This window comes from Microbacterium sp. NPDC055502 (assembly GCF_053643635.1).
In genome coordinates, this window is the sequence record NZ_JBSHKJ010000001.1 from 1,174,733 (window position 1) to 1,196,951 (window position 22,219).

23 protein-coding genes are annotated in these 22,219 nt (G+C 71.3%); 19 read left to right on the forward strand and 4 right to left on the reverse strand.

Annotated elements, in window-relative coordinates; all coding sequences use genetic code 11:
• Positions 1-19 precede the first annotated feature (19 nt).
• On the reverse strand, positions 20-949 hold the full coding sequence (locus ACWH95_RS05830; protein WP_136037455.1) for a DMT family transporter: 930 nt from the start codon (positions 947-949) through the stop codon (positions 20-22).
• A 214-nt stretch (positions 950-1,163) separates the two neighbouring features.
• Here ACWH95_RS05830 and ACWH95_RS05835 point away from each other — a divergent pair, with 214 nt between their 5' ends.
• The 3 genes from ACWH95_RS05835 (at position 1,164) to ACWH95_RS05845 (ending at position 3,489) form a co-directional block, all read left to right on the forward strand.
• Entirely contained in the window at positions 1,164-2,591 is a 1,428-nt protein-coding gene (locus ACWH95_RS05835; protein ID WP_454120340.1) for an NAD(P)-binding domain-containing protein, read from the forward strand.
• A gap of 257 nt (positions 2,592-2,848) precedes the next feature.
• Positions 2,849-3,115, forward strand: a complete 267-nt coding sequence (locus ACWH95_RS05840) for a hypothetical protein (protein ID WP_136045860.1) — start codon at positions 2,849-2,851, stop codon at positions 3,113-3,115.
• A complete protein-coding gene (locus tag ACWH95_RS05845) occupies positions 3,112-3,489 on the forward strand; it encodes a type II toxin-antitoxin system VapC family toxin (RefSeq protein WP_454120341.1) in 378 nt (125 codons plus the stop codon). Before ACWH95_RS05840 ends, ACWH95_RS05845 begins: the two co-directional genes overlap by 4 nt.
• 8 nt (positions 3,490-3,497) lie before the next feature.
• On the opposite strand, the gene ACWH95_RS05850 is transcribed toward ACWH95_RS05845, so the two are convergent.
• Positions 3,498-4,193, reverse strand: coding sequence for a Pr6Pr family membrane protein (locus ACWH95_RS05850; protein WP_454120342.1), 696 nt, complete (start codon positions 4,191-4,193; stop codon positions 3,498-3,500).
• Between the two features lie 105 nt (positions 4,194-4,298).
• On the opposite strand from ACWH95_RS05850, the gene ACWH95_RS05855 reads away from it, so the two are divergent.
• From ACWH95_RS05855 to ACWH95_RS05925, 15 genes are all read left to right on the forward strand, one after another.
• Positions 4,299-5,558, forward strand: coding sequence for a hypothetical protein (locus tag ACWH95_RS05855; protein WP_454120343.1), 1,260 nt, complete (start codon positions 4,299-4,301; stop codon positions 5,556-5,558).
• Positions 5,555-6,127, forward strand: coding sequence for a barstar family protein (locus ACWH95_RS05860; RefSeq protein WP_454120344.1), 573 nt, complete (start codon positions 5,555-5,557; stop codon positions 6,125-6,127). Before ACWH95_RS05855 ends, ACWH95_RS05860 begins: the two co-directional genes overlap by 4 nt.
• A 158-nt stretch (positions 6,128-6,285) precedes the next feature.
• The gene (locus tag ACWH95_RS05865; RefSeq protein ID WP_454120345.1) at positions 6,286-7,353 is read left to right on the forward strand and encodes a hypothetical protein; all 1,068 of its coding nucleotides are present in this window, start codon (positions 6,286-6,288) and stop codon (positions 7,351-7,353) included.
• 27 nt (positions 7,354-7,380) lie between these two features.
• A complete protein-coding gene (locus tag ACWH95_RS05870) occupies positions 7,381-7,641 on the forward strand; it encodes a hypothetical protein (protein WP_454120346.1) in 261 nt (86 codons plus the stop codon).
• A gap of 120 nt (positions 7,642-7,761) precedes the next feature.
• Positions 7,762-9,048, forward strand: a complete 1,287-nt coding sequence (locus tag ACWH95_RS05875; protein ID WP_136030841.1) for an adenylosuccinate synthase — start codon at positions 7,762-7,764, stop codon at positions 9,046-9,048.
• Positions 9,049-9,064: 16 nt separating this feature from the next.
• On the forward strand, positions 9,065-10,168 hold the full coding sequence (locus ACWH95_RS05880) for a lactonase family protein (protein ID WP_247638076.1): 1,104 nt from the start codon (positions 9,065-9,067) through the stop codon (positions 10,166-10,168).
• Positions 10,169-10,236: 68 nt separating this feature from the next.
• Positions 10,237-11,634 carry an MFS transporter gene (locus ACWH95_RS05885; protein ID WP_454120347.1) on the forward strand — a complete coding sequence of 466 codons (1,398 nt, stop codon included), beginning with the start codon at positions 10,237-10,239 and terminating at the stop codon, positions 11,632-11,634.
• A gap of 97 nt (positions 11,635-11,731) precedes the next feature.
• A complete protein-coding gene (locus ACWH95_RS05890) occupies positions 11,732-12,841 on the forward strand; it encodes an SDR family NAD(P)-dependent oxidoreductase (protein ID WP_378803138.1) in 1,110 nt (369 codons plus the stop codon).
• A 74-nt stretch (positions 12,842-12,915) separates the two neighbouring features.
• On the forward strand, positions 12,916-13,491 hold the full coding sequence (locus tag ACWH95_RS05895; protein WP_136037448.1) for a biotin transporter BioY: 576 nt from the start codon (positions 12,916-12,918) through the stop codon (positions 13,489-13,491).
• Between the two features lie 152 nt (positions 13,492-13,643).
• A complete protein-coding gene (locus ACWH95_RS05900) occupies positions 13,644-15,077 on the forward strand; it encodes a dihydrolipoyl dehydrogenase family protein (protein ID WP_136037447.1) in 1,434 nt (477 codons plus the stop codon).
• A gap of 135 nt (positions 15,078-15,212) precedes the next feature.
• Entirely contained in the window at positions 15,213-15,515 is a 303-nt protein-coding gene (locus tag ACWH95_RS05905) for a DUF427 domain-containing protein (protein ID WP_454120348.1), read from the forward strand.
• Between the two features lie 40 nt (positions 15,516-15,555).
• Positions 15,556-16,416 carry an ABC transporter ATP-binding protein gene (locus ACWH95_RS05910; RefSeq protein ID WP_452312121.1) on the forward strand — a complete coding sequence of 287 codons (861 nt, stop codon included), beginning with the start codon at positions 15,556-15,558 and terminating at the stop codon, positions 16,414-16,416.
• Positions 16,413-17,105, forward strand: a complete 693-nt coding sequence (locus ACWH95_RS05915) for an ABC transporter permease (protein WP_136033308.1) — start codon at positions 16,413-16,415, stop codon at positions 17,103-17,105. The genes ACWH95_RS05910 and ACWH95_RS05915 overlap by 4 nt, the downstream gene beginning before the upstream one ends.
• Positions 17,102-17,827 carry an ABC transporter permease gene (locus ACWH95_RS05920; protein ID WP_206252085.1) on the forward strand — a complete coding sequence of 242 codons (726 nt, stop codon included), beginning with the start codon at positions 17,102-17,104 and terminating at the stop codon, positions 17,825-17,827. The genes ACWH95_RS05915 and ACWH95_RS05920 overlap by 4 nt, the downstream gene beginning before the upstream one ends.
• A 73-nt stretch (positions 17,828-17,900) precedes the next feature.
• Positions 17,901-18,818, forward strand: coding sequence for an ABC transporter substrate-binding protein (locus tag ACWH95_RS05925; protein WP_136033312.1), 918 nt, complete (start codon positions 17,901-17,903; stop codon positions 18,816-18,818).
• 64 nt (positions 18,819-18,882) lie between these two features.
• Here ACWH95_RS05925 and ACWH95_RS05930 read toward each other — a convergent pair whose 3' ends face one another.
• Positions 18,883-20,112 (reverse strand): AI-2E family transporter, encoded by a 1,230-nt coding sequence (locus ACWH95_RS05930; RefSeq protein ID WP_378803139.1) that lies wholly within the window; start codon positions 20,110-20,112, stop codon positions 18,883-18,885.
• A 62-nt stretch (positions 20,113-20,174) separates the two neighbouring features.
• On the opposite strand from ACWH95_RS05930, the gene ACWH95_RS05935 reads away from it, so the two are divergent.
• Positions 20,175-20,474, forward strand: coding sequence for a chorismate mutase (locus tag ACWH95_RS05935; protein WP_136033320.1), 300 nt, complete (start codon positions 20,175-20,177; stop codon positions 20,472-20,474).
• Positions 20,475-20,476: 2 nt separating this feature from the next.
• On the opposite strand, the gene ACWH95_RS05940 is transcribed toward ACWH95_RS05935, so the two are convergent.
• Positions 20,477-22,177: a long-chain-fatty-acid--CoA ligase gene (locus ACWH95_RS05940; protein WP_206252083.1), complete on the reverse strand. Its 1,701-nt coding sequence runs from the start codon at positions 22,175-22,177 to the stop codon at positions 20,477-20,479.
• Between the last annotated feature and the right edge of the window lie 42 nt (positions 22,178-22,219).

The following is a 22,219-nucleotide window of genomic DNA, read 5'->3' on the forward strand; positions in this document are numbered from 1 at the left end:
GCCTCGGGGAACCCGCGGATCAGCGGGCGCGGCGCCAGCGCAGGCGCGTGATGAGCACCCCGAGCAGGCACAGGGCGCCACCGACGAACATGAGCGGCGTCGGCACCTCGCCCAGGATCATCCACGACATCAGGATCGCGAGCGCCGGGACGACGTAGGTCGTGGCGGAGGTCTTGCCCGCGGTACTGCGCTGCAGCACGTACGCCCAGGTGGTGAACGCGATCGCCGTGGGGAACACGCCCAGGTACACCACCCACAGGGTCGCGTCGAGGGGCGCGGACTGCACGTCGGCCACGAGCGGACCGATCCACGGCAGCAGGGCGACCGTGCCCGCGGCCGCGCCGAGCCACGTGAGCGTGGTCGCGTCGGCACCCCCGCTCAGCAGGTGCTTCTGCAGCAGCGTGCATCCGGCGTACATGACCGCGGCCAGCAGAGCGAGCAGGAGCCCGGTGATGTCCGGACCGGTGCTGCTCGTGGAGTTCATGCCGATCAGCACCACGCCGAGGAACGCGATGGGTGCGCCGATGATCAGCGGGCGAGGAAAGCCCTCCCGCAGGAACAGTCCGCTGAACACCACCACCATGAGCGGAGCCAGATTGACCACCATCGCCGCCGTCCCCGCGTCGAGCGTGCGCTCCGCGCTGTTCAGGGCCAGGTTGTACACGCAGAACCAGCCGACGCCCCACAGCACGATGAGCAGCCACTGCCGCCGGTCGGGGAGGCGGATGCCGTGGCGGAGCGCGATCACCGTCAGCGCGAGCGTGCCGACGGCCATGCGCAGCAGCGCGAGCGCACCGGGGTCGTAGTGCGGGCCCGCTCCGCGGATGCCGATGAACGCCGAGGCCCAGAGCACCACCGTGACCACGGCGGCGAGGAGGACGAGCACGCCCTGACGGCGGTCGGGCGCGCGCTGCTCGACCGTGGGCTCTGGCGTGGGGGTGTGCGGCACCGTCCGATCCTCCCACCGGCCTCCGACAGCGGGCGATCCTCGGGAGCGACAGCCGTCGTCGCTTTCCCGCCAGGCCGCCGGTGGGGCACTGCTAACGTCGAAGAGCAGCCACTGTCCGGGCAGGTCGAGCGTTCCGCTCCCCCCGGAGAAGGACTGTCCTCCTCACCCGGATACGGCTGCGCCCGATACATGACGACGAGTGTGAGGACCATACGTGACGAACAGTGAACGAGTAGCGATCATCGGTGCCGGCCCCTCGGGGATGGCACAGCTGCGGGCCTTCGAGTCCGCGGCCCGTGCGGGGGCGGACATCCCCGACCTGGTCTGCTTCGAGAAGCAGGCCGACTGGGGCGGCCAGTGGAACTACACCTGGCGCACCGGACTGGACGAGTTCGGCGAGCCCGTGCACTCCAGCATGTACCGCAACCTGTGGTCGAACGGCCCGAAGGAGGCGCTGGAGTTCGCCGACTACACCTTCGACGAGCACTTCGGCCGTCCGATCTCGTCGTATCCGCCGCGCCCCGTGCTGTGGGACTACATCGCCGGACGCCTCGCGAAGACGCGGGTGCGCGACCTGATCCGCTTCCAGACCGCCGTGCGCTGGGTGGAGTTCGACGACGAGCGCGAGGTGTTCACGCTCACCAGCGAGCACCTGCCCACGGGAGCGACGACCACGGAGGAGTTCGACCGCGTTGTCGTGGCCAGCGGGCACTTCTCCTTCCCGAACGTGCCGCACGTCGACGGCATCGAGACCTTCCCCGGATCGATCTCGCACGCGCACGACTTCCGCGGTGCCGAAGCGCTGGCCGGCCGCGACGTGCTCGTGATCGGTTCGAGCTACTCCGCGGAGGACATCGGCAGCCAGGCGTTCAAGATGGGCGCCCGCTCCGTCACCGCCAGCTACCGCTCCGCGCCGATGGGCTACGACTGGCCGGACGGCTTCGAGGAGCGTCCGGTCGTGCAACGGTTCGACGGCAGCGTGGCGCACTTCGCCGACGGCACCTCGAAGCGCGTGGATGCGGTGATCCTCTGCACCGGCTACCTGCACCGGTACCCCTTCCTCCCGGGCGACCTCGCACTGTCGTCGCCCAACAACGTCTACCCGGACGGGCTCTACCGCGGTGTGCTGTGGCAGCAGAACCCGCGGCTGGCGTACCTGGGCGCGCAGGACCAGTGGTTCACGTTCAACATGTTCGACGCGCAGGCGTGGTTCGTGCGCGACGTGATCCTCGGACGCATCGAGCTCCCCGACGAGGCGGAGCGGGCGGCCTCGATCGCGCAGTGGCGGGAGCGCTTCGACCGGATCGACTCGGCGGCGACCGAGATCCGCTTCCAGGCGGACTACATCCGTGACCTCCTGGAGTGCACCGACTATCCGGCGTTCGACCTCGACCGCGTCGTCGAGATCTTCCTGGCGTGGAAGCGCGACAAGAAGGCGGACATCATGGGGTACCGCGACCGCGTGTACGCCTCGGTCATGACGGGCACCCTCGCCGCCGTGCATCACACGCCCTGGCTGGAGGAGCTCGACGACTCGCTCGACCGCTACCTCGATGTGGACCCGGATGCCCGTGGCGCGGCGCTGCTCACCGGCGACGCGGCGGCGGACGACGACGAGCGCGAGGCGCTGCTGCCCGCCTGATCGGATTCGTCGGGGTGCTCTCGCGACGATCAGCCCCCTGGGCGGCGCGAGAGCACCTCGTCGGGTGCCGTCCTTGGCGGGGTAAAGGGCGGAGCCCGACGCCACCGTCCGCTGCACCCAACGGTTCGGTGGCGACAGGGGTAGCGTGACACCGGGTCACGCGCTCCACAAGATCAGCGGCGGGCGATCACCCGGGTGATGTCCGCTTTCGTCGACGTCGGTGTTACACCGCAGACTGCTGGTGTTACACTTGACGCATGCCGACCAAGCACCCGCGGACCAACATCACGCACACGCCGCAGGTCGCCCGCGCCCTTGACGTGGCACGACGGCGGTGGCCGGAGGAGGAGCGCGACAGTGCCCTGATCCTCCTCCTTCTCGAGGAGGGCGCCCGCGCTGTCGAAGAGCACGCGGATGAGGGTGATGCCCGGCGGGCGCAGCGACTCCGTTCTCTCGCCGGACGGTACTCGGGTGTCTACGGCGACGATTACCTGGAGCGCGTCCGCGAAGGCTGGGACGAGTGATCGTCGTCGACGCGGGTGTGCTCATCGGTCTGCTCGACGACCGCGACGCGCACCACCGGGCGGCACTGGAGATGCTCGAGCGCACGCCGCCGCCGTACCTGGTGCATCCGCTCACGCTCGCCGAAGTGCTGATCGGGCCGGCCAGGGTCGGTCGCGAGGCTCAGGCCTGGGACGACCTGAAAGAGATCGGCGTCGAGGTCGCGGCCCTCGGCCCTGACGAGCCGCTGGCTCTTGCACGGTTGCGCGCCGAGCACCGGTTGACGATGCCGGACACGTGTGTGCTCGCCACGGCCGTGCATCACGGGTGCCGTCTCGCGACGTTCGATCGTCAGCTGGCCGGGGCCGCCGCGCGCAGCGGACGCGCGCTCGACTGACCGCGCCGTCACTGCGCGCGGACGACACCCCGTCGGCGGCCGACCCACACGACCAGTGCGGCGGTGGCGAGGATGATCGCGGCGATCAGCAGCACGTACAGCGCCACGGTCCCGTAGCCGCCCGGCTGGTGCGGGTTGAGGAACGGGTAGGGGTACCACCAGTGCTCGCCCGTCCCCGGGGAGACCACGAGGTTCGCGCGCACCAGGGTGTACACGACCCAGACGATCGGGAAGACCGCCGCGACCGCGACGGCGCTCCACCGCAGTGCGCGTCGACGCGGGGCGACCAGCACGTCGAGCAGCATCAGCAGGGGGATCACGACGTGCAGCACCTCGTTCGACCACGCGACCGTGGCACCCTGCGGCAGGGCGACGCCGCGCAGGAGGGTGTTGTAGACGACGCCGGTCACGATCATGTAGCTGCTCGCGCACATCAGCAGGACCGCGAGCCAGCGCGGCTCGGGGTCGGTCGTGTCGCGGTGGCGCAGCGCCCACACGGCCCCGGCGGCGAGGGCGACCGCCGCGAGCACGTTCGACTCGATCGTGAAGAAGCTGAAGAAGTTCGCGATCACGGTGGGGAGGTGGCCGCCCCACGCGGTGTCGGCGTCGCGCGCGATCTCCAGCGTGCGCAGGAGCTGGGCGACGATGGCCGCCACGGCGAGAGCCGATGCCGCGAGCCGCGCGTAGGGCCACCACCGTGTCATACCGACCTCCGTCGCACACTGTAGCGGCACGGAATCCTGCCCACCGCCACCCGGTGTCCGTTGCGTACGACAGGATGGGGCAGACGATGCGGAGGGGGTGGCTCGATGTCGTACGACCTCGAGGTGTACGGAAGGGTCTCGCTGACGGCGAAGGAACTCGCGAAGGTGGTGTCGTCGGTGCGGGGGCTGAAGGCCACGGTCGACCGGCGCTCGCAGACGATCTCCTCCATCGTGCACAAGCGCGGCCGTGCGGCGGCGTTCGAGCTCGACGGGCCCAATCTGCTGGAGCCGGAGGACATCCCGGAGGAGTGGACGGAGGCGGCCGGCTCCACGGTGCTCTACAGCATCCACGTGCCGTATGCCGTGCAGTCCGACGGAGGGTTCTCGTTCCGTGTCGACGAGCGCGATCTGGCGGCGGCGACGGCTTTCGCGGCGCGGCTGGCGGAGCGCATCGACGGCACGGTGATCGACTCGCAGACCGTCGAGCCGCGCGAACCAGAGCCCGCGCCGGAACCCGAGCCCCCGCGCCCGCGCTTCCTGCACCTCCGCTGGTATCGCCTGCTCGACGACCGGAACGACCAGGACCTCGCCGCGATCTATCTCCGCACCGCTCGCGAGTTCTTCCGGCCGGGGGTACCCTCGCGTTTCGGCACGCACGAACCATTCCAGGGGCGGTTCCCCCGCGACGACGACGCCCTGTTCGACACGATGTACCGCGAGTCCTGCTACATCGGCACCCTCATCCTGGCCGGCAAGCCGATCGAGCACGGGACCATCGACGGCTGGACCAACGACCTGAGCCGGCGCACGCAGACGATCGGGCTGAAGTTCGAGCTCGATCGGCTCGTGAAGCTCAAGGCTCTCGGCGCCGTCGAGTCGTTCGTGGTCGCCCTCGCCGAACGCACCGGCTCCTTCTTCGCTTTCGCCGAGGTCAGCACGAGGCAATACGGAACCGCTCAGCCGTCCATGGACGTGAAGCTCGACGACCCGTGGAGCGGGCTGCCGACCGACCCGCAGTGGCTCACCTGGTTCGGCCCGGAGTATGCCGAGCTCGTCGCGCCGCACCTCGACCCCGCGCGAACGACGGCCACGGCGCGGGGAACCCTGCTGCGCTGGACCGAGCACCCCGCCGAGGCGGAGGAGCTGCGCGCACTGAGCGGCGACCCCTGGATCCCCGCCGACTTCCGGGGCATGTTCGACCCCGCCGTCGACGAGCGATGCCGCAGGGCGGCCGCCGTCATGCCGGCGTCTCTGCGCTATCCCGCCGCGGGCTCGCCCCAGGCCCTGCGCATCGAGGCGCACTATGCGCGGGCGCGCGACGTGCAGGCCAGGGCGGGCGCGCGGCCGGGGGAGGGACGCCGATGACGCTCGAACAATCGGGTGCAGGTCCGTCGTCGACCGCGCGGGACTTCCTCTGGACGACGGGCGGCCCGTGGGTGTACGTCGGTCACGGCGAGCCAGATCGCGAGAAATGGATCCCCTCGTGGTTCTACGCGGAGCCAGGACGGGACGACGTGTGCGTGCGCACGCTGCGCGGATGGAAGATGCGGTCCTACGAAGGACTCATGAACGAGTTCGGTGCCGCTCTCCAGTTCTTCGACGGCTTCGGCGAGAACTGGCCGGCGCTGAGCGATTGCCTCCGCTCCCTGGACGAATGGCTGCCGGCGAGTGCCTACGTCCTCGTCGTCGAGCGCGCGGAAGAGGTGCTGGTCGACGATCCGCTCGACCTGGAAGCGTTCTTGCGGACGCTGCACTTCGCAGGTGGATCCTGGTCGGAGCCGGTGGACGGTCCTGCGGTCCACGCTCGGCCGCCGACCCCGTTCCATGCACTGCTGAACGTCAGTGACGCGCATCCGGAGGGCATCGACCGCTTCGTCCGCGTCGCAGCCGGCGCACGCACCGACATCCCCCTGCGTGAGGGCGGCACCCGATGACGACAGTGGTCTCCGAGGGGTGGCACTGACGCCCCCGGGTCCGGCGACGGCACGGCGGTACGTCAGGATGGGGAGACGCGCACGGGAGGGGATGCACGGTGTCGTACGACGTTGAGGTTTACGGGAAGCGCTCGCTGCGACCGCGTGACCTGGTCTCAGTGATCACGGAGGACGCCGCGCTCCGTGCCGACGTGACCGCGGAACCCGCGGGGATCTCGGCGGTGGTGCGCGCGCAGGGGGGCTCCCACTGCTTCCTCGTCGACGGACCGAGCCGCCGGGATCGCGAGGAGATGCCGGAGGGGCGGGCCGACCTCGCCGGGCGACGCGTGCACTACAGCATCTCCGTGGCGTACGACGAGGAGGTCGAGGCCAACACGGCCCTCGCCCTCGCGTTCGCGGCGCGGCTGGCCACACGGGTCGACGGCGTGGTGGTCGACGCGCAGACCGAGGATCCGCCCCCGCCCGCCGCACGTCCCGCGGAGCCTGAGCTGTTCCTGCACCTGGAGTGGTTCCGCGTCATCGACGAGCACAGTGCCGACTTCGCCGCGCACTACGTCGCGGCGGCCGAGGAGTTGTTCCCGCGGGCGCTGCCCCGGGCGTTCGGCCACTGGTCGCCGACGCTGAATTTCGCGAAGGAAGGCGCAGCGGGGTTCGACCGGTTCTACCGGGAGGAGTGCGCCACGGACCGGATGCGGATCGCCGGACGCAAGCCGCTGGAGTACGGGTACCTCGAGGAGTGGTCGCATCAGCAGATCGGGGAGCGCCAGCGTCTCGGGCTGGTGCTCGACGCGACGACACTGGTGAAGCCACGTCCGGCCGCGGCCGTCGAGGCGTTCTTCGTTGACCTGGCCGCGCGCTGCGGCAGCTTCTACGCGTGCGCGGACGTGCGGCCGTCGAGATACCAGCCGCCGGTGGCGGGCGCGAAGTGGGGCGAGTGGACCGGGCTCCCCGTCGAGGCGCCCTGGTTGAGCTGGTTCGCTCCCGACTACGCCGAACTCGTGCGCCCGCATCTCGTCGCCGGCGAGCTGCGTGAGTCCGCCAACGGCCTCCTCCACATCTCCCGCACGTCGCCGGCTCCGGAACCTTCGGAGGACCGGGATTCCTGGCTTCCCGAGGATTTCGTGCCGCTTCTCGGCGACCCCGACGATCGCAGGCTGGCGACGGCGACGGCGCGTGTGATGCCGGAGCGGCTCCGCTCGTCGAACCGCCTCGTACGGACGCGCTGAGCGTCCATCCCCACCGAAAGGCCAGCCATGCTGTCGGACTACAACCGCTCGGTCCTCGCGGAGATGACGCACGCGATGCAGCGGCTCGAGCGGGGCGAGTCGTCGCTGGTCGACGCGCAGTCGTCGCTGTCCGCGCGAGGGCCCCTGTTCGAGAACGACGGGTCGGGGATCCGCGATCTCGCCAGATCGATGACCGCCCGGATCGAGGACATCGCGGACCTCGACGGCGAGGATGGCCGCGACAGCGCGATCGAGTGCTTCGTGCGCTTCCGTCGTGAGGTCGAGTGACGCCGCCCTCAGCCGCATCCACCGCCGGAGGGGTGTCGGAGGCCGCCCGATAGGATGGGGACGCCCGAAGAGGGCCAGCTCATCGGCCGGTGCAAACCCGGCGAAAGCAGGGGAGAACCCATGCCAGGAATCGTGATCGTCGGCGTGCAGTGGGGCGACGAAGGAAAGGGCAAGGCCACCGATCTTCTCGGTGAGCGCACCGACTGGGTGGTGAAGTTCAACGGCGGCAACAACGCCGGGCACACCGTGGTCGTCGGCGACGAGAAGTACGCGCTGCACCTGCTGCCCTCCGGCATCCTGTCGCCCGGGGTCACCCCGGTCATCGGCAACGGCGTGGTCATCGACCTGGAGGTGCTGTTCTCGGAGCTCGAGGCCCTGTCGGCCCGCGGCATCGACGTGTCGCGCCTCAAGGTCAGCGCGAACGCGCACATCATCACGCAGTATCACCGCACGCTCGACAAGGTCACCGAGCGCTTCCTCGGCAAGCGCAACATCGGCACGACGGGCCGCGGCATCGGTCCCGCGTACGCCGACAAGATCAACCGCGTCGGCATCCGGGTGCAGGACCTGTTCGACGAGAACATCCTGCGCCAGAAGGTGGAGGGTGCGCTCGACCAGAAGAACCACCTGCTGGTGAAGGTCTTCAACCGTCGCGCCGTCACGTGCGACGAGATCGTCGACGACCTGCTGTCGTACGCCGAGCGGCTGCGCCCGATGGTCGCCGACACCGGCTACCTCATCGACCAGGCCCTGAACCGCGGCGAGGTCGTGGTGTTCGAGGGCGGCCAGGCCACCATGCTCGACATCGACCACGGCACCTACCCGTTCGTCACGTCGTCGTCGGCCACGGCCGGTGGGGCCTCGACGGGTTCCGGTGTCGGTCCCGGTGCGCTCGACCGCATCGTCGGCATCGTCAAGGCGTACACGACGCGCGTGGGCTCCGGCCCGTTCCCGACCGAGCTGTTCGACGAGCAGGGCGAGTGGCTGCGCAAGCAGGGCTTCGAGTTCGGCACCACGACCGGGCGGCCGCGCCGCGTCGGCTGGTACGACGCGCCGATCACCCGCTACGCCACGCGCATCAACGGCATCACCGACCTCGTGCTGACCAAGCTCGACATCCTCACCGGGCTCGAGCAGATCCCGGTGTGCGTCGCCTACGACGTCGACGGGGAGCGCTTCGACGAGGTGCCGGTGAACCAGACCGACTTCCACCACGCGAAGCCGATCCTGGAGTACTTCCCCGGCTGGAGCGAGGACATCTCGACCGCGCGCACCTTCGAGGACCTGCCGCAGACGGCGCAGGACTACGTGCTGGCGCTGGAGCAGATGAGCAACACGCGCATCTCGGTGATCGGCGTGGGCCCCGAGCGCGACCAGGTGATCGTGCGCCACGATCTGCTCGACTGATCGAGGGGAGACGACCGTGACGCGCTTCTGGCTCGGCGGCTACGGCCCCGCGATGGACGGCTCCGCCGAGGGCATCGGCGTGCTCGCGGGCGACGAGGGTCGCGAGGCGAGCACTCTCGCGTATCGCGGGGCGGTGACGGCGACCCCGTCGCCGTCGTGGCTCGCGCAGCACCCGGGTCTCGACGTGGTGTACGCGGCGCTGGAGGGTGATGCGGCCGTGCAGGCGTTCGCGCGCACGGGTGACACGGCCCTCGCGCCCCTGGGCGATCCGGTGGCGACGGGCGACGGCGTGTGCCACGTCGCGGTGTCTCCGAACGGGCAGACCCTCATCGCGAGCTGCTACGGCGACGGACGCGTGGTGCGGTTCGGCATCGCGGCGGACGGACGGCTCGTGCCGGCGAAGGAGGATGCGGCGGCGGCACTGCGCGCGGCGCTGTTTGGCGAGGGCGACCCCGACGCGGCCCCCGCGACCCCCGCGGGCGACGGTGTGGCCGCGACCGACCCCTACGGCGGACCGGACCGCGCCTCGCACGCGCACTCGGCCGCGTTCCTGCCCGACGGCCGCGTGGTCACGACCGATCTCGGCTTCGACCTGGTGCGGTTCTGGCGGTTGACCGGCAGCGGGCTGACGCTCGACCAGGAGGTCGTGCTGCCGCAGGGCACGGGACCGCGTCATATGGTCGTGCATCCGAGCGGGCACCTGCACGTGGTCACGGAGTACTCGTGCGAGGTGTTCACCCTGGCGGCGGCGGCCGACGGCACCTGGAGCGTGGTGTCGGCGACGACCGCGAGCCCGGTGGCGCAGGTCGGCAGTGACTTCCCCGCCGAGCTCGCCCGCACGCGCGACGGGCAGTTCCTGTACACGGCGCTGCGCGGCAGCAACACGATCGCGGCGCTGCGTGTGCGCGGCAGCGGGGAGGCGCTGGAGCCGGTGGCGCTCGCCGATTCCGGAGTCGACTGGCCGCGCCATCACCTCGTGTATCAGGGCAAGCTGCTCGTCGCCGGGCAGCGCTCCGACACGGTGACGCTGCTCGACCTCGACGAGCGCACGGGTGCGCCGCTCGGCGTGCGGCATGAGGCGCAGGCCCCGGCGCCCACGAGCATCCTCCCGCTGCGCTGAGCCGATGCGTCGCGGATGCGCGTCATCCGCTTGACCTCAAGGAAACTTGAGGTTCTACGGTCGACCTCATGACCACCGAGACCGGGCGCGCCGCGCCGTCCACGCCACCCACGCCACCCACCCCCCGCATCCTCGGCGGCGAGTACGTGTGGATCACGATCGGCGCGTGCGCCCTGGTGTTCCTCGGCGCGTTCGAGTCGCTGGCGGTGACGACGGTGATGCCCGCCGTGAGCGCCGACCTCGACGGCGAGCGGCTGTACGCGCTCGCCTTCGCCGGACCGCTCGCCACGAGCGTGATCGGCATGGTGGCGGCGGGCAACTGGGCGGATCGACGCGGTCCGGTCGCCCCGCTGTACTCCTCGATCGCGCTGTTCGTGGTCGGCCTCCTGATCGCGGGACTCGCGCCGAGCATGGAGGTGCTGGTGGCCGGCCGGTTCGCGCAGGGCCTGGGCAGCGGCGGGCTCATGGTGGCGCTGTACGTGGTGGTCGCCCGGGTCTATCCGCAGGCGCTGCACCCCGCGATCTTCGCCGGGTTCGCCGCCGCGTGGGTGATCCCCTCGCTGATCGGCCCCACGATCGCGGGCGCGGTGACCGAGCTGTGGAGCTGGCACTGGGTCTTCCTCGGCGTCGTCGTGCTGGTGCTCGTCGCGCTGCTGATGATCGTGCCGGCGCTGCGGGGGCTGTCGAACGAGGGTGACGCGGCGACGCCGTGGGCGGTCGCCCGGCTCGGCTGGTCGGTGCTGGCGGCGGTCGCGGTGCTCGCCCTGAACCTGGTGGGCGACGTGCCCGGCGTCGGCCCGGCGCTGGCCGTCGTCGCGGTCGTCGTGGCGCTCATCGCCGTGCGACCGCTGGTCCCGCGCGGCACCTTGCGGGCCGTGCGCGGCCTGCCGTCGGTGATCCTGGTGCGCGGTCTCGCCGCTGCCGCGTTCTTCGGTGCGCAGATCTATCTGCCGTATCTGCTCACCGACCGCTACGCCATGACGCCGACGGTCGCCGGGCTCGCGCTCACCGGCGGCGCCCTCGCGTGGTCGCTCGCCGCGACCGTGCAGGGGCGGATGGGCATGCGGCTGTCGAGCGTGACCGCGGTGCGCCTCGGGACGGCTCTCGTGCTCGGGGGGATCCTGCTGACGGTCGCGATCACCGCGTTCGAGGCGGACGCGGTGCTGATCGCGGCCGCGTGGGTGGTGGCGGGGGCCGGCATGGGCCTGATGAGCCCGCGGTCGAGCGCGCTCACCCTCGCCCTGTCGACCCCGGAGACGCAGGGGTTCAACAGCGGTGCGATGACGGTGGCCGACTCGTTCGGCAGCGCGCTGGCCCTCGCGGTGACGAGCATGGTCTTCCTCGCGCTGGCCGCCGCCGATCCCTTCCTCGGTGTGTTCGCGCTGGCGGCGCTGCTCGCGCTGGCGGCCGCCGTGCTCGCGCCGAGGGTTCGCGCCGGGGGTGCCAGCACGGAGGCGCGCGCGTGATCTGGCGACCCGGATCCTCCGCACGGCGGATCCGGGGAGCGCGGGATCGAGGAGAGCGGGAGAAGCGATGGCAGGCGGAAGCGGGAGGAGTGCGGACATGACGGGTACGGGCACGACGGGCACGGATGTGAGGGGCGGGAACGTGACGGGTGTGGAGACGACGGCCGCTCGGCGGGGTGGAGACGGCGCGGCGCCGGTGGCGACGATGGCGGCGATCGTGCAGCGCGAGTTCGGCGAGTCCGACGTGCTGCGGATCGAACGGGTGCCGGTACCGGAGCCCGGCGAGGGCGAGGTGCGCATCCGCGTCGCGGCGGCGGGCGTGCACGCGGTCGACCTCGATATCCGGCGCGACGCGGCGCCCCCGTCGATGCCGCGCCCCGTGCTGCCGATGACCCCGGGGCGCGAGGTCGCGGGGATCGTCGATGCGGTGGGTGCGGGCGTCGACGCCGACCTTCTCGGCGCGCGGGTGGTCGCGCACGTCGGCTTCCGCAGCGGCGGGTATGCGCAGTTCGCCCTCGCGGCGGCTGCTGCGCTCCACCCGGTGCCCGCGCACGTGCCGTTCCCGCAGGCGGTCGCGGCGATCGGCAGCGGGCGCACGGCGCAGCTCGTGTGGCAGGCGGCGCAGATCGGCGCGGACGACGTGGTCCTGGTCACCGGTGCCTCGGGCGGACTGGGCAGCCAGGTCGCGCAGCTCGCGCTCTCGGTCGGGGCGACCGTGGTCGCGCTCTACGGTGGCGAGGCGAAGCGCGCGGTGGTGGCGCAGCTCGGGCGTCGGGTCGAGCACTCCGCCGCGCGCCTGCTGCCGCTCGATGCGACCGACGACGCGTGGCCGGATCGTCTGACCGGCCTCCTGGACGGCGCGGTGCCGACGGTCCTGCTGGACGGGGTCGGGGGTCCGACGGGACGCGCGGCGCTCGAGTCGCTCGGGCGCGGCTCCCGCGTCGTGATCATCGGATGGTCGAGCGGCGAACTCCTCCGTGTCGACGGCGACGACATCGTGCAGAACTCGCTCACCGTGACCGTGCCGCTGGGCCGGGCCATCGCCGACCTCCGGGCGCTCGAGACGGCGGCCCTCGCGGCCGTGGCCGACGGGCGGGTCGACCCGCCCGCCGACGTGTTCCGGTTGACCGATGCCGCCGCCGCGCACGACGCCATCCAGCATCGCCGTCAGCGCGGGAAGGTCGTGCTCGTTCCCGACGCGGAGTGATTTGCGCGGAGGGCATCGGCCTCCCTACTCTGTTGAACGGTGTTCAGGTGAACACCGTTCAGGAAGGACACCCGATGACCCCCACCTCCCGCGACACCGGTGCGACGCTCGGCCGCATCGCCGTCTTCGCCGCCCTCATCATCGTGCTCGGCACGGTCGTCGTGCCGCTGCCCGGCGGGGTGCCGATCACCGCGCAGACCCTCGGCGTCATGCTCGCCGGACTCGTCCTCGGGCCGCGCGTCGCCCCGCTGTCGATCCTGGTCGTGCTCGCGCTCGCCGCGATCGGCCTGCCGGTGCTCGCGGGCGGGCGCGGCGGCGTCGGCGTGTTCGTGGGGCCGACCGCGGGGTACATGCTCGGCTGGATCGCGGGCGTCGTCGTGATCGGGCTCGTCCTGCGCACCGGTCGCCCGGCGTGGTGGCGGGTCGCGCTCTCCGCGCTCGTCGGTGGCGTGCTCGTGGTGTACGCGTTCGGCATCCCCGTGCAGGCCCTCGTCACGGGAGTGCCGCTCGACCTCACCGCGCTGTCGGCCCTCGCGTTCCTCCCCGGCGATCTGATCAAGGTCGCCGCGGCCACGCTGATCGTGGTGGCGCTGCGCCGGGCGTACCCGCGGGCGTTCGCGGACACGCGCGAGCGCGCCGCCGTCGCCTGACGTCGTCCGCCGCTCCGGTCGCCGTCGCGCGCCGACGCGACCGGAGCGTCTCGTCTCCGAGCAGTTTCGGCGCGGCGGGAACAACGCGCCCGTGACTCGACGTTCGTCATGAGCAAGACTTGCCTGACACGGGCGACGGAGAGGTGCGACGCATGACTGCCGACAAGACCGACGAGTACGACCTGATCGTGGTGGGTGCGGGGCCGGTGGGCGAGAACGTCGCCGACCGGGCCGTGCAGGGCGGGCTCACCGCCATCATCGTGGAGAGCGAACTGGTGGGCGGCGAGTGCTCCTACTGGGCGTGCATGCCGTCGAAGGCGCTGCTGCGCTCGGCGCAGGCGCTGCGGGCGGCGCAGCACGTGGCCGGGGCGTCGCAGGCGGTGACCGGCACGCTCGACGTGCGGGCCGTGTTCGAGCGCCGCGACAGCTTCACGAGCAACTGGTCGGACGACGGGCAGGTGTCGTGGCTGCAGTCGGCCGGCATCGACCTGGCGCGCGGCCACGGGCGTCTCACGGGCGAGCGCGAGGTCACCGTGACCGACGCCGACGGCGCCACCCGGGTGCTGCGGGCCCGGCACGCGGTCGCGATCAGCACGGGCTCCGACGCCGTGATCCCGCCGATCGACGGGCTCCGCGAGGCCTCCCCGTGGACCAGTCGCGAGGCCACCAGCGCCGAAGAGCTGCCGGAGAGCCTCGCGGTGATCGGCGGCGGTGTCGTCGCGGTCGAGATGGCCACGGCGTACGCCGCCCTCGGCTCGCGCGTGACCCTGCTCGCGCGCAGCGGGCTGCTGGGCGGCATGGAGCCGTTCGCGGGGCAGCGCGTGACGGCCGGCCTCGAAGAGCTCGGCGTCGACGTGCGCACGAACACCGGCACCACGGCGGTGCGCCGCGGCGACGACGGCGTGACCATCACGCTCGACAGCGGCGAGGAGGTCACGGCCGCCGAGGTGCTCGTCGCGACCGGCCGTTCGCCGCGCAGCGCCGATATCGGCCTGGAGGTCGTGGGGCTCGAACCCGGACGCTGGATCGAGACCGACGACACGCTGCGGGTGCCCGGGGTGGACTGGCTGTACGCGGTCGGCGACGTGAACGGGCGGGTGCTGCTGACCCACCAGGGCAAGTACCAGGCGCGGGCGGCGGGCGACGTGATCGCAGCCAGGGCGAACGGCGGCGAGGTCGACGACGCCCCGTGGGGCCGGCACGCCGCGACGGCCGATCACGCCGCGGTCCCCCAGGTCACCTTCTCCATCCCGGAGGTCGGCTCCGTCGGACTCACCGAGGCCGCGGCGCGCGAGGCGGGCACGGCCGTGCAGGTCGTGGACTACGACCTCGGGTGGGTCGCCGGCGCGAGCCTGTACGAGGACGGGTTCGCCGGGCAGGCGCGACTCGTGATCGACACCGACCGCGACGTCGTGATCGGGGCGACCTTCGTCGGCCCGGAGGTGGCGGAGCTCGTGCAGGCCGCGACCGTCGCGATCGTGGGCGAGGTGCCCATCGCGCGCCTGTGGCACGCGGTGCCCTCGTACCCGACCATCAGCGAGATCTGGCTGCGACTCTTGGAGGGCTACGGGCGCGACTCGGCGTGAGCCGGGCAATCCGATCCCGCGAGCGCACCGAACACGATCCGGATTGTTTCTCATATTGACGACCCCGCGCGCAAGGCATCACCCGATGTCGGACGCGTCTTATACGCTCGAACCCACATCCGAGGAGGCAGGACCATGAAGGCTGTACTCGCAGGAACCGTGATCGCCGAGGCCGCACAGGACGACCTCATCCGCATCGAGGGCAATTGGTACTTCCCGCCCGCATCCGTCTCGCCCGACGTGCTCGTCGAGAGCCTCACGCCGTACACGTGTCCGTGGAAGGGCGAGTGCCAGTACTACTCCATCGAGGCCGACGGAGAGCTGCACAAGGATCTCGCCTGGTCGTACCCGCACCCGTACCCGTCGGCGTTCGACCGCGTCGGAAAAGACTTCTCGGGCTACGTCGCCTTCGCCCCGGGCGTCGAGGTGTCGGCCTGAGCCGCGCCCTCGCCCGCACGACCGTCGGAGAGAACCCCTCATGATCGAGTTCCGCAACGTCACCAAGCGCTTCCCCGACGGGACGCTCGCGGTGAACGACTTCAGCCTGGTGCTGCCGTCGCGCAAGACCACCGTGTTCGTCGGTTCGTCCGGCTGCGGCAAGACCACGCTGCTGCGCATGATCAACCGCATGGTCGAGCCCACGTCGGGGGAGGTCGAGATCGACGGGGAGAGCGTGCTCGCCGGCGATGCGGTGGCCCTGCGCCGCCGCATCGGCTACGTCATGCAGAACTCCGGCCTCATGCCGCACTTCAGCGTGATCGACAACGTCTCCACCGTGCTGCGCCTGAACGGCGTGAAGCGCAAGGAGGCGCACGAGCGGGCGCGCGAGCTGATGACCACGGTCGGCCTCGACCACGCTCTGGCCGACCGCTACCCGAGCCAGCTCTCGGGCGGGCAGCAGCAGCGCGTCGGCGTGGCCCGCGGTCTCGCCGCCGACCCGAACATCCTCCTGATGGACGAGCCCTTCGGCGCGGTCGATCCCATCGTGCGCGCCGACCTCCAGCAGGAGACGCTGCGGCTTCAGCACGAGCTCGACAAGACGGTCGTGTTCGTCACGCACGACATCGACGAGGCGTTCCTGCTGGGCGACCAGGTGGTCATCCTCGACAAGGGCGCCAGGGTCGTGCAGGTGGGCAGCCCGAGCGAGATCATCGAGAATCCGGCCGACGAGTTCGTCTCCGCGTTCATCGGCGCCGACCGTGGCCGCCGGGCGCTGCACCTCAAGCAGACGCCGCGCGGCACGGTCGTGGTCGACTCCGAGGGCCGCACCCAGGGCGCGATCGTCGACGCCCCCGACGACGTGGTCGACGAGGCGGCCGCGGCGAAGGCGGCCCCGTGAACTGGGCGGTCGACAACCTCGGCCTGATCCTCGACCTCACCGTCGCGCATCTGCGGCAGAGCGTCGTGCCGATCGTGCTCGGTTTCGTGCTGTCGCTGCCGCTCGGGTGGGTGGCCTGGCGCTACCGCCTGGTGCGCGGCCCGATCATCGCGCTCACGGGCCTGCTGTACACGATCCCCTCGCTCGCGCTGCTGATCCTCCTGCCCGCGGTGCTGGGCTACTCCGCGATCAGCGAGCCGAACCTGGTGATCGCCCTCACGATCTACGCGGTCGCCATCCTGGTGCGCGCGGTCGCCGACGGCCTCGACTCGGTGGACGACGACGTGCGGCAGGCCGCCACCGCGACCGGTTTCGCACCGTTCCGTCGTTTCTGGGCTGTCGAGTTCCCGCTCGCCGGCCCGGTGATCCTGGCGGGGCTGCGCGTCACGGCCGTCAGCACGATCTCGCTCGCCACGGTCGGCATCCTGATCGGCGTGCGCAACCTCGGGTACCTGTTCACCGACGGTCTGCAGCGCCGCATCATCGAGGAGGTCTTCGCGGGCGTGGTCGCGGTCGTCGTGATCGCCCTGATCGTCGACCTGCTGCTCCTCCTGGTCGGCAGGGCGCTCATGCCCTGGACGAGAGCGGTCACCAAGACGGCGACGAAGGCGGCGGTCGGCCGCACGGCGGCGATCGGATCGGCCGCATGAACCTGTTCGCGGAGGCCTTCGCGTGGCTGTTCTCGCCCGACCGCTGGCAGGGCGCGTACTCGCTGCCGGTGCTGTTCGGGCAGCACATCTACTACACGGTCGTCTCGGTGGTGATCGCCGCGGTGATCGCCGTGCCGCTCGGGTGGCTGATCGGGCACACGGGTCGCGGTCGGGAGATCGCCGTCGCGGTCTCCGGAGCGGCGCGCGCCATCCCGTCGTTCGGCCTCATGGTGCTCCTGGTGCTGCTGCTGGGCGTGCTGCGCACCCCGCTCGCGGCGATCATCACGTTCGTGCTGCTCGCGATCCCGTCGCTGCTGGCGGGCGCGTACACCGGACTCGAGGCCATCGACCGCCGGGTGCTCGACGCGGCGCGGGCCATGGGCATGACCGAGTGGCAGGTGTTCTGGAAGGTCGAGGTGCCGCTCGGGCTCTCGCTGCTCGTCGGCGGCCTGCGCTCGGCGCTCCTGCAGGTCATCGCCACGGTCACGATCGCCGCCTACGTGAACCTGGGCGGTCTCGGCTGGCCGATCATCCAGGGCATCCCCCTGCGCCGCTTCGATCAGGTGCTCGGCGGCGCGATCCTCGTCGCGGTGCTCGCCCTCATCGTCGACCTCCTGCTCGCCCTCGCGCAGCACGCCGCCGTCCCGCGCGGCGTGCGCACCCGTCCGCAGCGTCGCCGGGCCAAGGCGCCCGTCGCCGCGCCCGCTCCGGCGACCGCCTGAACCACAGCGCCACCGAGGCCACAGCATCCGTCCGAACCACAGCATCCGCAGGTCCCAGAGAAGAGGAAGTCCCATGTTCACCGCACGCACGTCCCGCTTCGCCCTCGCCGGCGGCGCCGCGATCGCCGCAGCGCTCGTCCTCGCCGGCTGCACCAGCAGCAACCCGCTCGACACCCCCACGGAGGACTCCGGTTCGGGTGGCAGCGACACCATCGTGATCGGCTCGCAGGCGTACTACTCGAACGAGATCATCGCCGAGATCTACGCCCAGGCGCTGGAGGCGGCCGACTTCACCGTCGAGCGCAAGTTCAGCATCGGTCAGCGCGACGCCTACATGCCCGACGTGGAGTCCGGCGCGATCGACCTGTTCCCGGAGTACACGGGCAACCTGCTCGAGTACCTCGACAAGGACGCCACCGCCACCAGCCCGGAAGACGTCTACGCCGCACTGCAGGAGACCCTGCCCGACGGCCTCACCGCCCTCGACTACGCCGAGGCGACCGATCAGGACACCTACACGGTGCTGAAGAGCTTCGCGGAGGAGAACGGCCTCACGACGATCGCCGACCTGTCGAAGGTCACCACCCCGGTCACGATCGGCGCGGCGCCGGAGTTCGAGCAGCGCCCCTACGGCCCCGCGAAGGCCAAGGAGGTCTACGGCGTGGACCTGGCGTTCTCGGCCACGGGCCCGACCACGCTCGAGTCGCTGCTGGCCGGTGAGATCCAGGTGGCCGACATCTACTCGGCCGACCCGGCGTTCCAGACCGAGGACATCGTGTCGCTGGAAGACCCGGAGAACATCATCCTGGCGTCCAACGTCGTGCCGATCGCGTCGAGCGATGTGGCCGACGAGATCGCCGACGTGATCAATGGCATCAGCGAGAAGCTGACGGCCGAGGAGCTCGTGGCCCTCAACGTGCAGAGCACGGTCGACAAGAAGTCGGCGGAGGAGATCGCGAAGCAGTGGCTGGCCGACAACGACCTCGCCTGAGCTGAGCTCACACGGAAGCGCCCGGTCCCTCGCGGGGCCGGGCGCTTCCGGGTGCGTGTCGAGGCTAGGTGCGGGCGTCCTGGCGGGGAACCAGGACCTGCTTGATGATGATGAGGATCGACGCGGTCACGGGCACAGCGACCAGGGCGCCGAGCAGACCGAGCAGCGTGCCGCCGGCCAGCGCCCCGATGACCACGAGCGAGCCGGGCACGGCCACGGCGCGGTTCATGACCCGCGGGGTGAGCACATACGCCTCGATCTGCATGTAGACGAGGTAGATCGCGGCGAAGATCAGCGCCGCGATCGGGTTGGTGAACAGCGCGAGTCCCGTGCCGATGATCCAGAAGAGCACAGAGCCGACGAGGGGGATCAGCGTCACGCAGAACGCGATCGCGGCCATGAGCGGCGGGAACGGCAGGCCGAGCACCGCGTACAGGATGAGGGCGAGGGTCGCGTTGCAGAACGCCAGCACGACCATGCCCATCACGTAGCCGCCCACGGAGTCGGTGATCTGCTCGCTGATGTCGCTCGCGCGGTCCCGGTCGCGCGCGGGCGCCAGGCGCAGCAGACCCTGCTTCATGGCCGGGAGCGTCGCGAGGAAGTAGAGCGTCAGCACCAGCACCACGATCGCGCCGGAGATGCCGGAGGCGATCGAGGCGCCCACCGCGAGGGCTCCGCCGCCGATGGTGGCGAGGTTGCCGATGTCGGACAGGAAGCTCTGCACCTCGCCGACGAGGTCTTGGAACTGGTCGCCGAACTGGTTGTTGAGGGTCTTGTAGAGGTCGGTTCCGCTGAAGTCCTGGACCATGCCGGGGACGGACCGGACGAACTCGGCGATCTGGTCGACGACGATCGGGATGATCATCCACAGCACCAGACCGAAGACCACGATGAGGGCGACGATCGTGATGACGACGGCGATGGCCCGGGAGAGGCCGCGCCGTTCCAGGAAGCGCACCGCCGGATCGAGGCCGAGCGCGCCGAACAGGGCGAGCGCGATGTAGATGAGCACGGTGGACAGGTTCCACAGGGCGAGGCCGATCACGAACGCGCCGAGACCGCCCAGGGTCACCAGGAAGCCGAACACGAACGGCCGGTCGATGCGCGTCCAGAACGAGCGGCTGGGTGTGGTCGGCTCGATCACCACCGGACGCGGCGGGGTCGTGGTGGTCGCGGGAGCCGCGGCGTCGGGCGGTCCGGGGAGCGCGGCATCGACGGGTGCCGGGGCCGCGTCCGAGGGCTGCGGGAGCGCGTCGTCGTGGGAGGCGGGGGCCGGCGACTCGTCGTTGCTCATGTGCACACGATAGCGCTGGGCCCCCGCCGGTCAGGGGTGCCCCTCGCCCCTAGAGTGGGGGGATGACCGCCGTAGAGGATCCGAAGGCCGAGCTGCTCCGTCTGCGCGCCACCATCGACAACATCGATGCGGCGCTGATCTTCATGCTGGCCGAGCGGTTCCGCGCCACGCAGCAGGTGGGGCACCTCAAGGCCGAGCACGCGATGCCCCCGTCCGACCCGAAGCGCGAGGAGCAGCAGGTCGCCCGGCTGCGCGCGCTCGCCGAAGAGGCGCACCTCGACCCCGAGTTCGCGGAGAAGTGGTTCAACTTCGTGGTCGCCGAGGTCATCCGCCACCACACCGAGGCCGCCGAGAGCCGCTGACCTCAGCGGTCCCGCAGCATCCGGTCGCGCACCTCGCGCCGCAGCACCTTGCCGATGAGGGACCGCGGGAGCTCATCCACCGCGACGATCCGGCGCGGCACCTTGTAGGCGGTCAGCCGGGTGCGGCAGAAGTCGCGCAGCGCCTCGACGTCCGGCACCGCACCCTCACGGAACACCACGGCCGCCGCGACCTCCTCACCGCCGCTCGACCGCGGCAGGCCCACGACCGCGGCCGCCACGACATCGGGGTGGGCGTCGAGCGCATCCTCTACCTCGCTGGGCGACACGTTGAAGCCGCCCGTGATGATGAGCTCCTTGCGGCGGTCCACGATCGTCACGAACCCGTCGGGCGAGACCTCGGCGATGTCGCCCGAGCGCAGCCAACCGCCGGGGAGCAGCGCCTCGGCCGTCTCGCCGGGGCGCTGCCAGTACCCCTGGAACACCTGGGGACCGCGGATCAAGAGCTCCCCGCGCTCGCCGGCGGGGACGTCCTTCTCCGGGTCGTCGGGGTCGACGAGCCGGATCTCGGTGCTGGGGAACGGCACGCCGACGGTGCCCGGTCGTCGCGTGGGTCCCATGGGGTTGCCGAGCGCGACGGGAGACGCCTCGGTCATGCCGTACCCCTCCACGAGCAGTCCGCCGGTCGCGTCCTCCCAGCGCCGCACGGTCGCGACGGGCAGGCTCATCGCCCCGGAGATCGCGAAGCGCACGCGGGACAGGTCGATGGTGCCGCGTCCGGCCGCCCGGGCGAGCTGGTCGTAGATGGGCGGCACGGCCGGCAGGAACGTGGGCGGGCGCGTGCGGGCGGCCGTCGTCACCAGGCCCAGGTCGAACGTGGGGAACAGCACCACGGTCGCGCCGATGCTGAGCGCGAAGGTGAGGCACAGCGTCATGCCGTAGGCGTGGAACAGCGGCAGCACGGCGTAGAACGTCTCCTCCCCGTCACGCAGTCCCGGCACCCAGGCGCGACCCTGCATCGCGTTCGCGCGGAGGTTCGCATGACTGAGGATCGCCCCCTTCGGCGTGCCCGTCGTCCCGCTCGTGTACTGCAGCAGCGCGGTGTCGCCGAGCGCGGGCGCCGGCACGCGGCGGGAGATGCGGCCGTGACCCAGGAGCCCCTTCCACGGCCGCACGTGGCGTGAGCGCGGAGAGCCGGTGAGCTTGGCCCGCGACTCCCTGGCCTTCGGAAGGGGCAGTCGGAGGAGGAAGCGCTTCGACCACGGCATCGCAGTCGTGATGTCGACGCTCACGACGTGGTCGACGCGCACGTCGTCGGGGAAGCCGTCGATGGTGTCGGCGACCTTGTCCCACACGATCGCGACGCGGGCGCCGTGGTCCTCGAACTGGTGGCGCAGTTCCCTGGCGGTGTAGAGCGGGTTGTGCTCGACGACGATGGCGCCCAGGCGGAGCACGGCGTAGAACGCGACCACGTGCTGCGGGCAGTTGGGCAGCACGAGGGCCACTCGGTCGCCGGGGCTGACCCCGAGTCGCCGCAGACCCTCCGCCGCGTGGTCGATCTGCGCGCCCAGCTCGCGGTAGGTCGTCACCGCGCCGAAGAACTCCAGCGCAGGACGGCGGCCGTACCGGCGGACGCTCGCCGCCATCATCTGCGGCAGCGTCTGGGTCGGCTCGTCGATCTCGGCGGGGACGCCCTCCGCGTATGCGGCGAGCCAGGGGCGGGTCGAGAGGCGGGGGTCGGTCATGTTCTCATCCTGCGTCACGGACGCGCATGGCGCGGCCCCCTT

What these genes read in the sequence shown, in the direction of transcription:
- ACWH95_RS05840 (WP_136045860.1), top strand. Translation starts at nt 2,849, where the DNA reads ATGCCGACCAAGCACCCGCGGACCAACATCACGCACACGCCGCAGGTC.
- ACWH95_RS05850 (WP_454120342.1), bottom strand. Translation starts at nt 4,193, where the DNA reads ATGACACGGTGGTGGCCCTACGCGCGGCTCGCGGCATCGGCTCTCGCC.
- ACWH95_RS05855 (WP_454120343.1), top strand. Translation starts at nt 4,299, where the DNA reads ATGTCGTACGACCTCGAGGTGTACGGAAGGGTCTCGCTGACGGCGAAG.
- ACWH95_RS05860 (WP_454120344.1), top strand. Translation starts at nt 5,555, where the DNA reads ATGACGCTCGAACAATCGGGTGCAGGTCCGTCGTCGACCGCGCGGGAC.
- ACWH95_RS05870 (WP_454120346.1), top strand. Translation starts at nt 7,381, where the DNA reads ATGCTGTCGGACTACAACCGCTCGGTCCTCGCGGAGATGACGCACGCG.
- ACWH95_RS05875 (WP_136030841.1), top strand. Translation starts at nt 7,762, where the DNA reads ATGCCAGGAATCGTGATCGTCGGCGTGCAGTGGGGCGACGAAGGAAAG.
- ACWH95_RS05885 (WP_454120347.1), top strand. Translation starts at nt 10,237, where the DNA reads ATGACCACCGAGACCGGGCGCGCCGCGCCGTCCACGCCACCCACGCCA.
- ACWH95_RS05890 (WP_378803138.1), top strand. Translation starts at nt 11,732, where the DNA reads ATGACGGGTACGGGCACGACGGGCACGGATGTGAGGGGCGGGAACGTG.
- ACWH95_RS05895 (WP_136037448.1), top strand. Translation starts at nt 12,916, where the DNA reads ATGACCCCCACCTCCCGCGACACCGGTGCGACGCTCGGCCGCATCGCC.
- ACWH95_RS05900 (WP_136037447.1), top strand. Translation starts at nt 13,644, where the DNA reads ATGACTGCCGACAAGACCGACGAGTACGACCTGATCGTGGTGGGTGCG.
- ACWH95_RS05905 (WP_454120348.1), top strand. Translation starts at nt 15,213, where the DNA reads ATGAAGGCTGTACTCGCAGGAACCGTGATCGCCGAGGCCGCACAGGAC.
- ACWH95_RS05910 (WP_452312121.1), top strand. Translation starts at nt 15,556, where the DNA reads ATGATCGAGTTCCGCAACGTCACCAAGCGCTTCCCCGACGGGACGCTC.
- ACWH95_RS05920 (WP_206252085.1), top strand. Translation starts at nt 17,102, where the DNA reads ATGAACCTGTTCGCGGAGGCCTTCGCGTGGCTGTTCTCGCCCGACCGC.
- ACWH95_RS05925 (WP_136033312.1), top strand. Translation starts at nt 17,901, where the DNA reads ATGTTCACCGCACGCACGTCCCGCTTCGCCCTCGCCGGCGGCGCCGCG.
- ACWH95_RS05930 (WP_378803139.1), bottom strand. Translation starts at nt 20,112, where the DNA reads ATGAGCAACGACGAGTCGCCGGCCCCCGCCTCCCACGACGACGCGCTC.
- ACWH95_RS05935 (WP_136033320.1), top strand. Translation starts at nt 20,175, where the DNA reads ATGACCGCCGTAGAGGATCCGAAGGCCGAGCTGCTCCGTCTGCGCGCC.
- ACWH95_RS05940 (WP_206252083.1), bottom strand. Translation starts at nt 22,177, where the DNA reads ATGACCGACCCCCGCCTCTCGACCCGCCCCTGGCTCGCCGCATACGCG.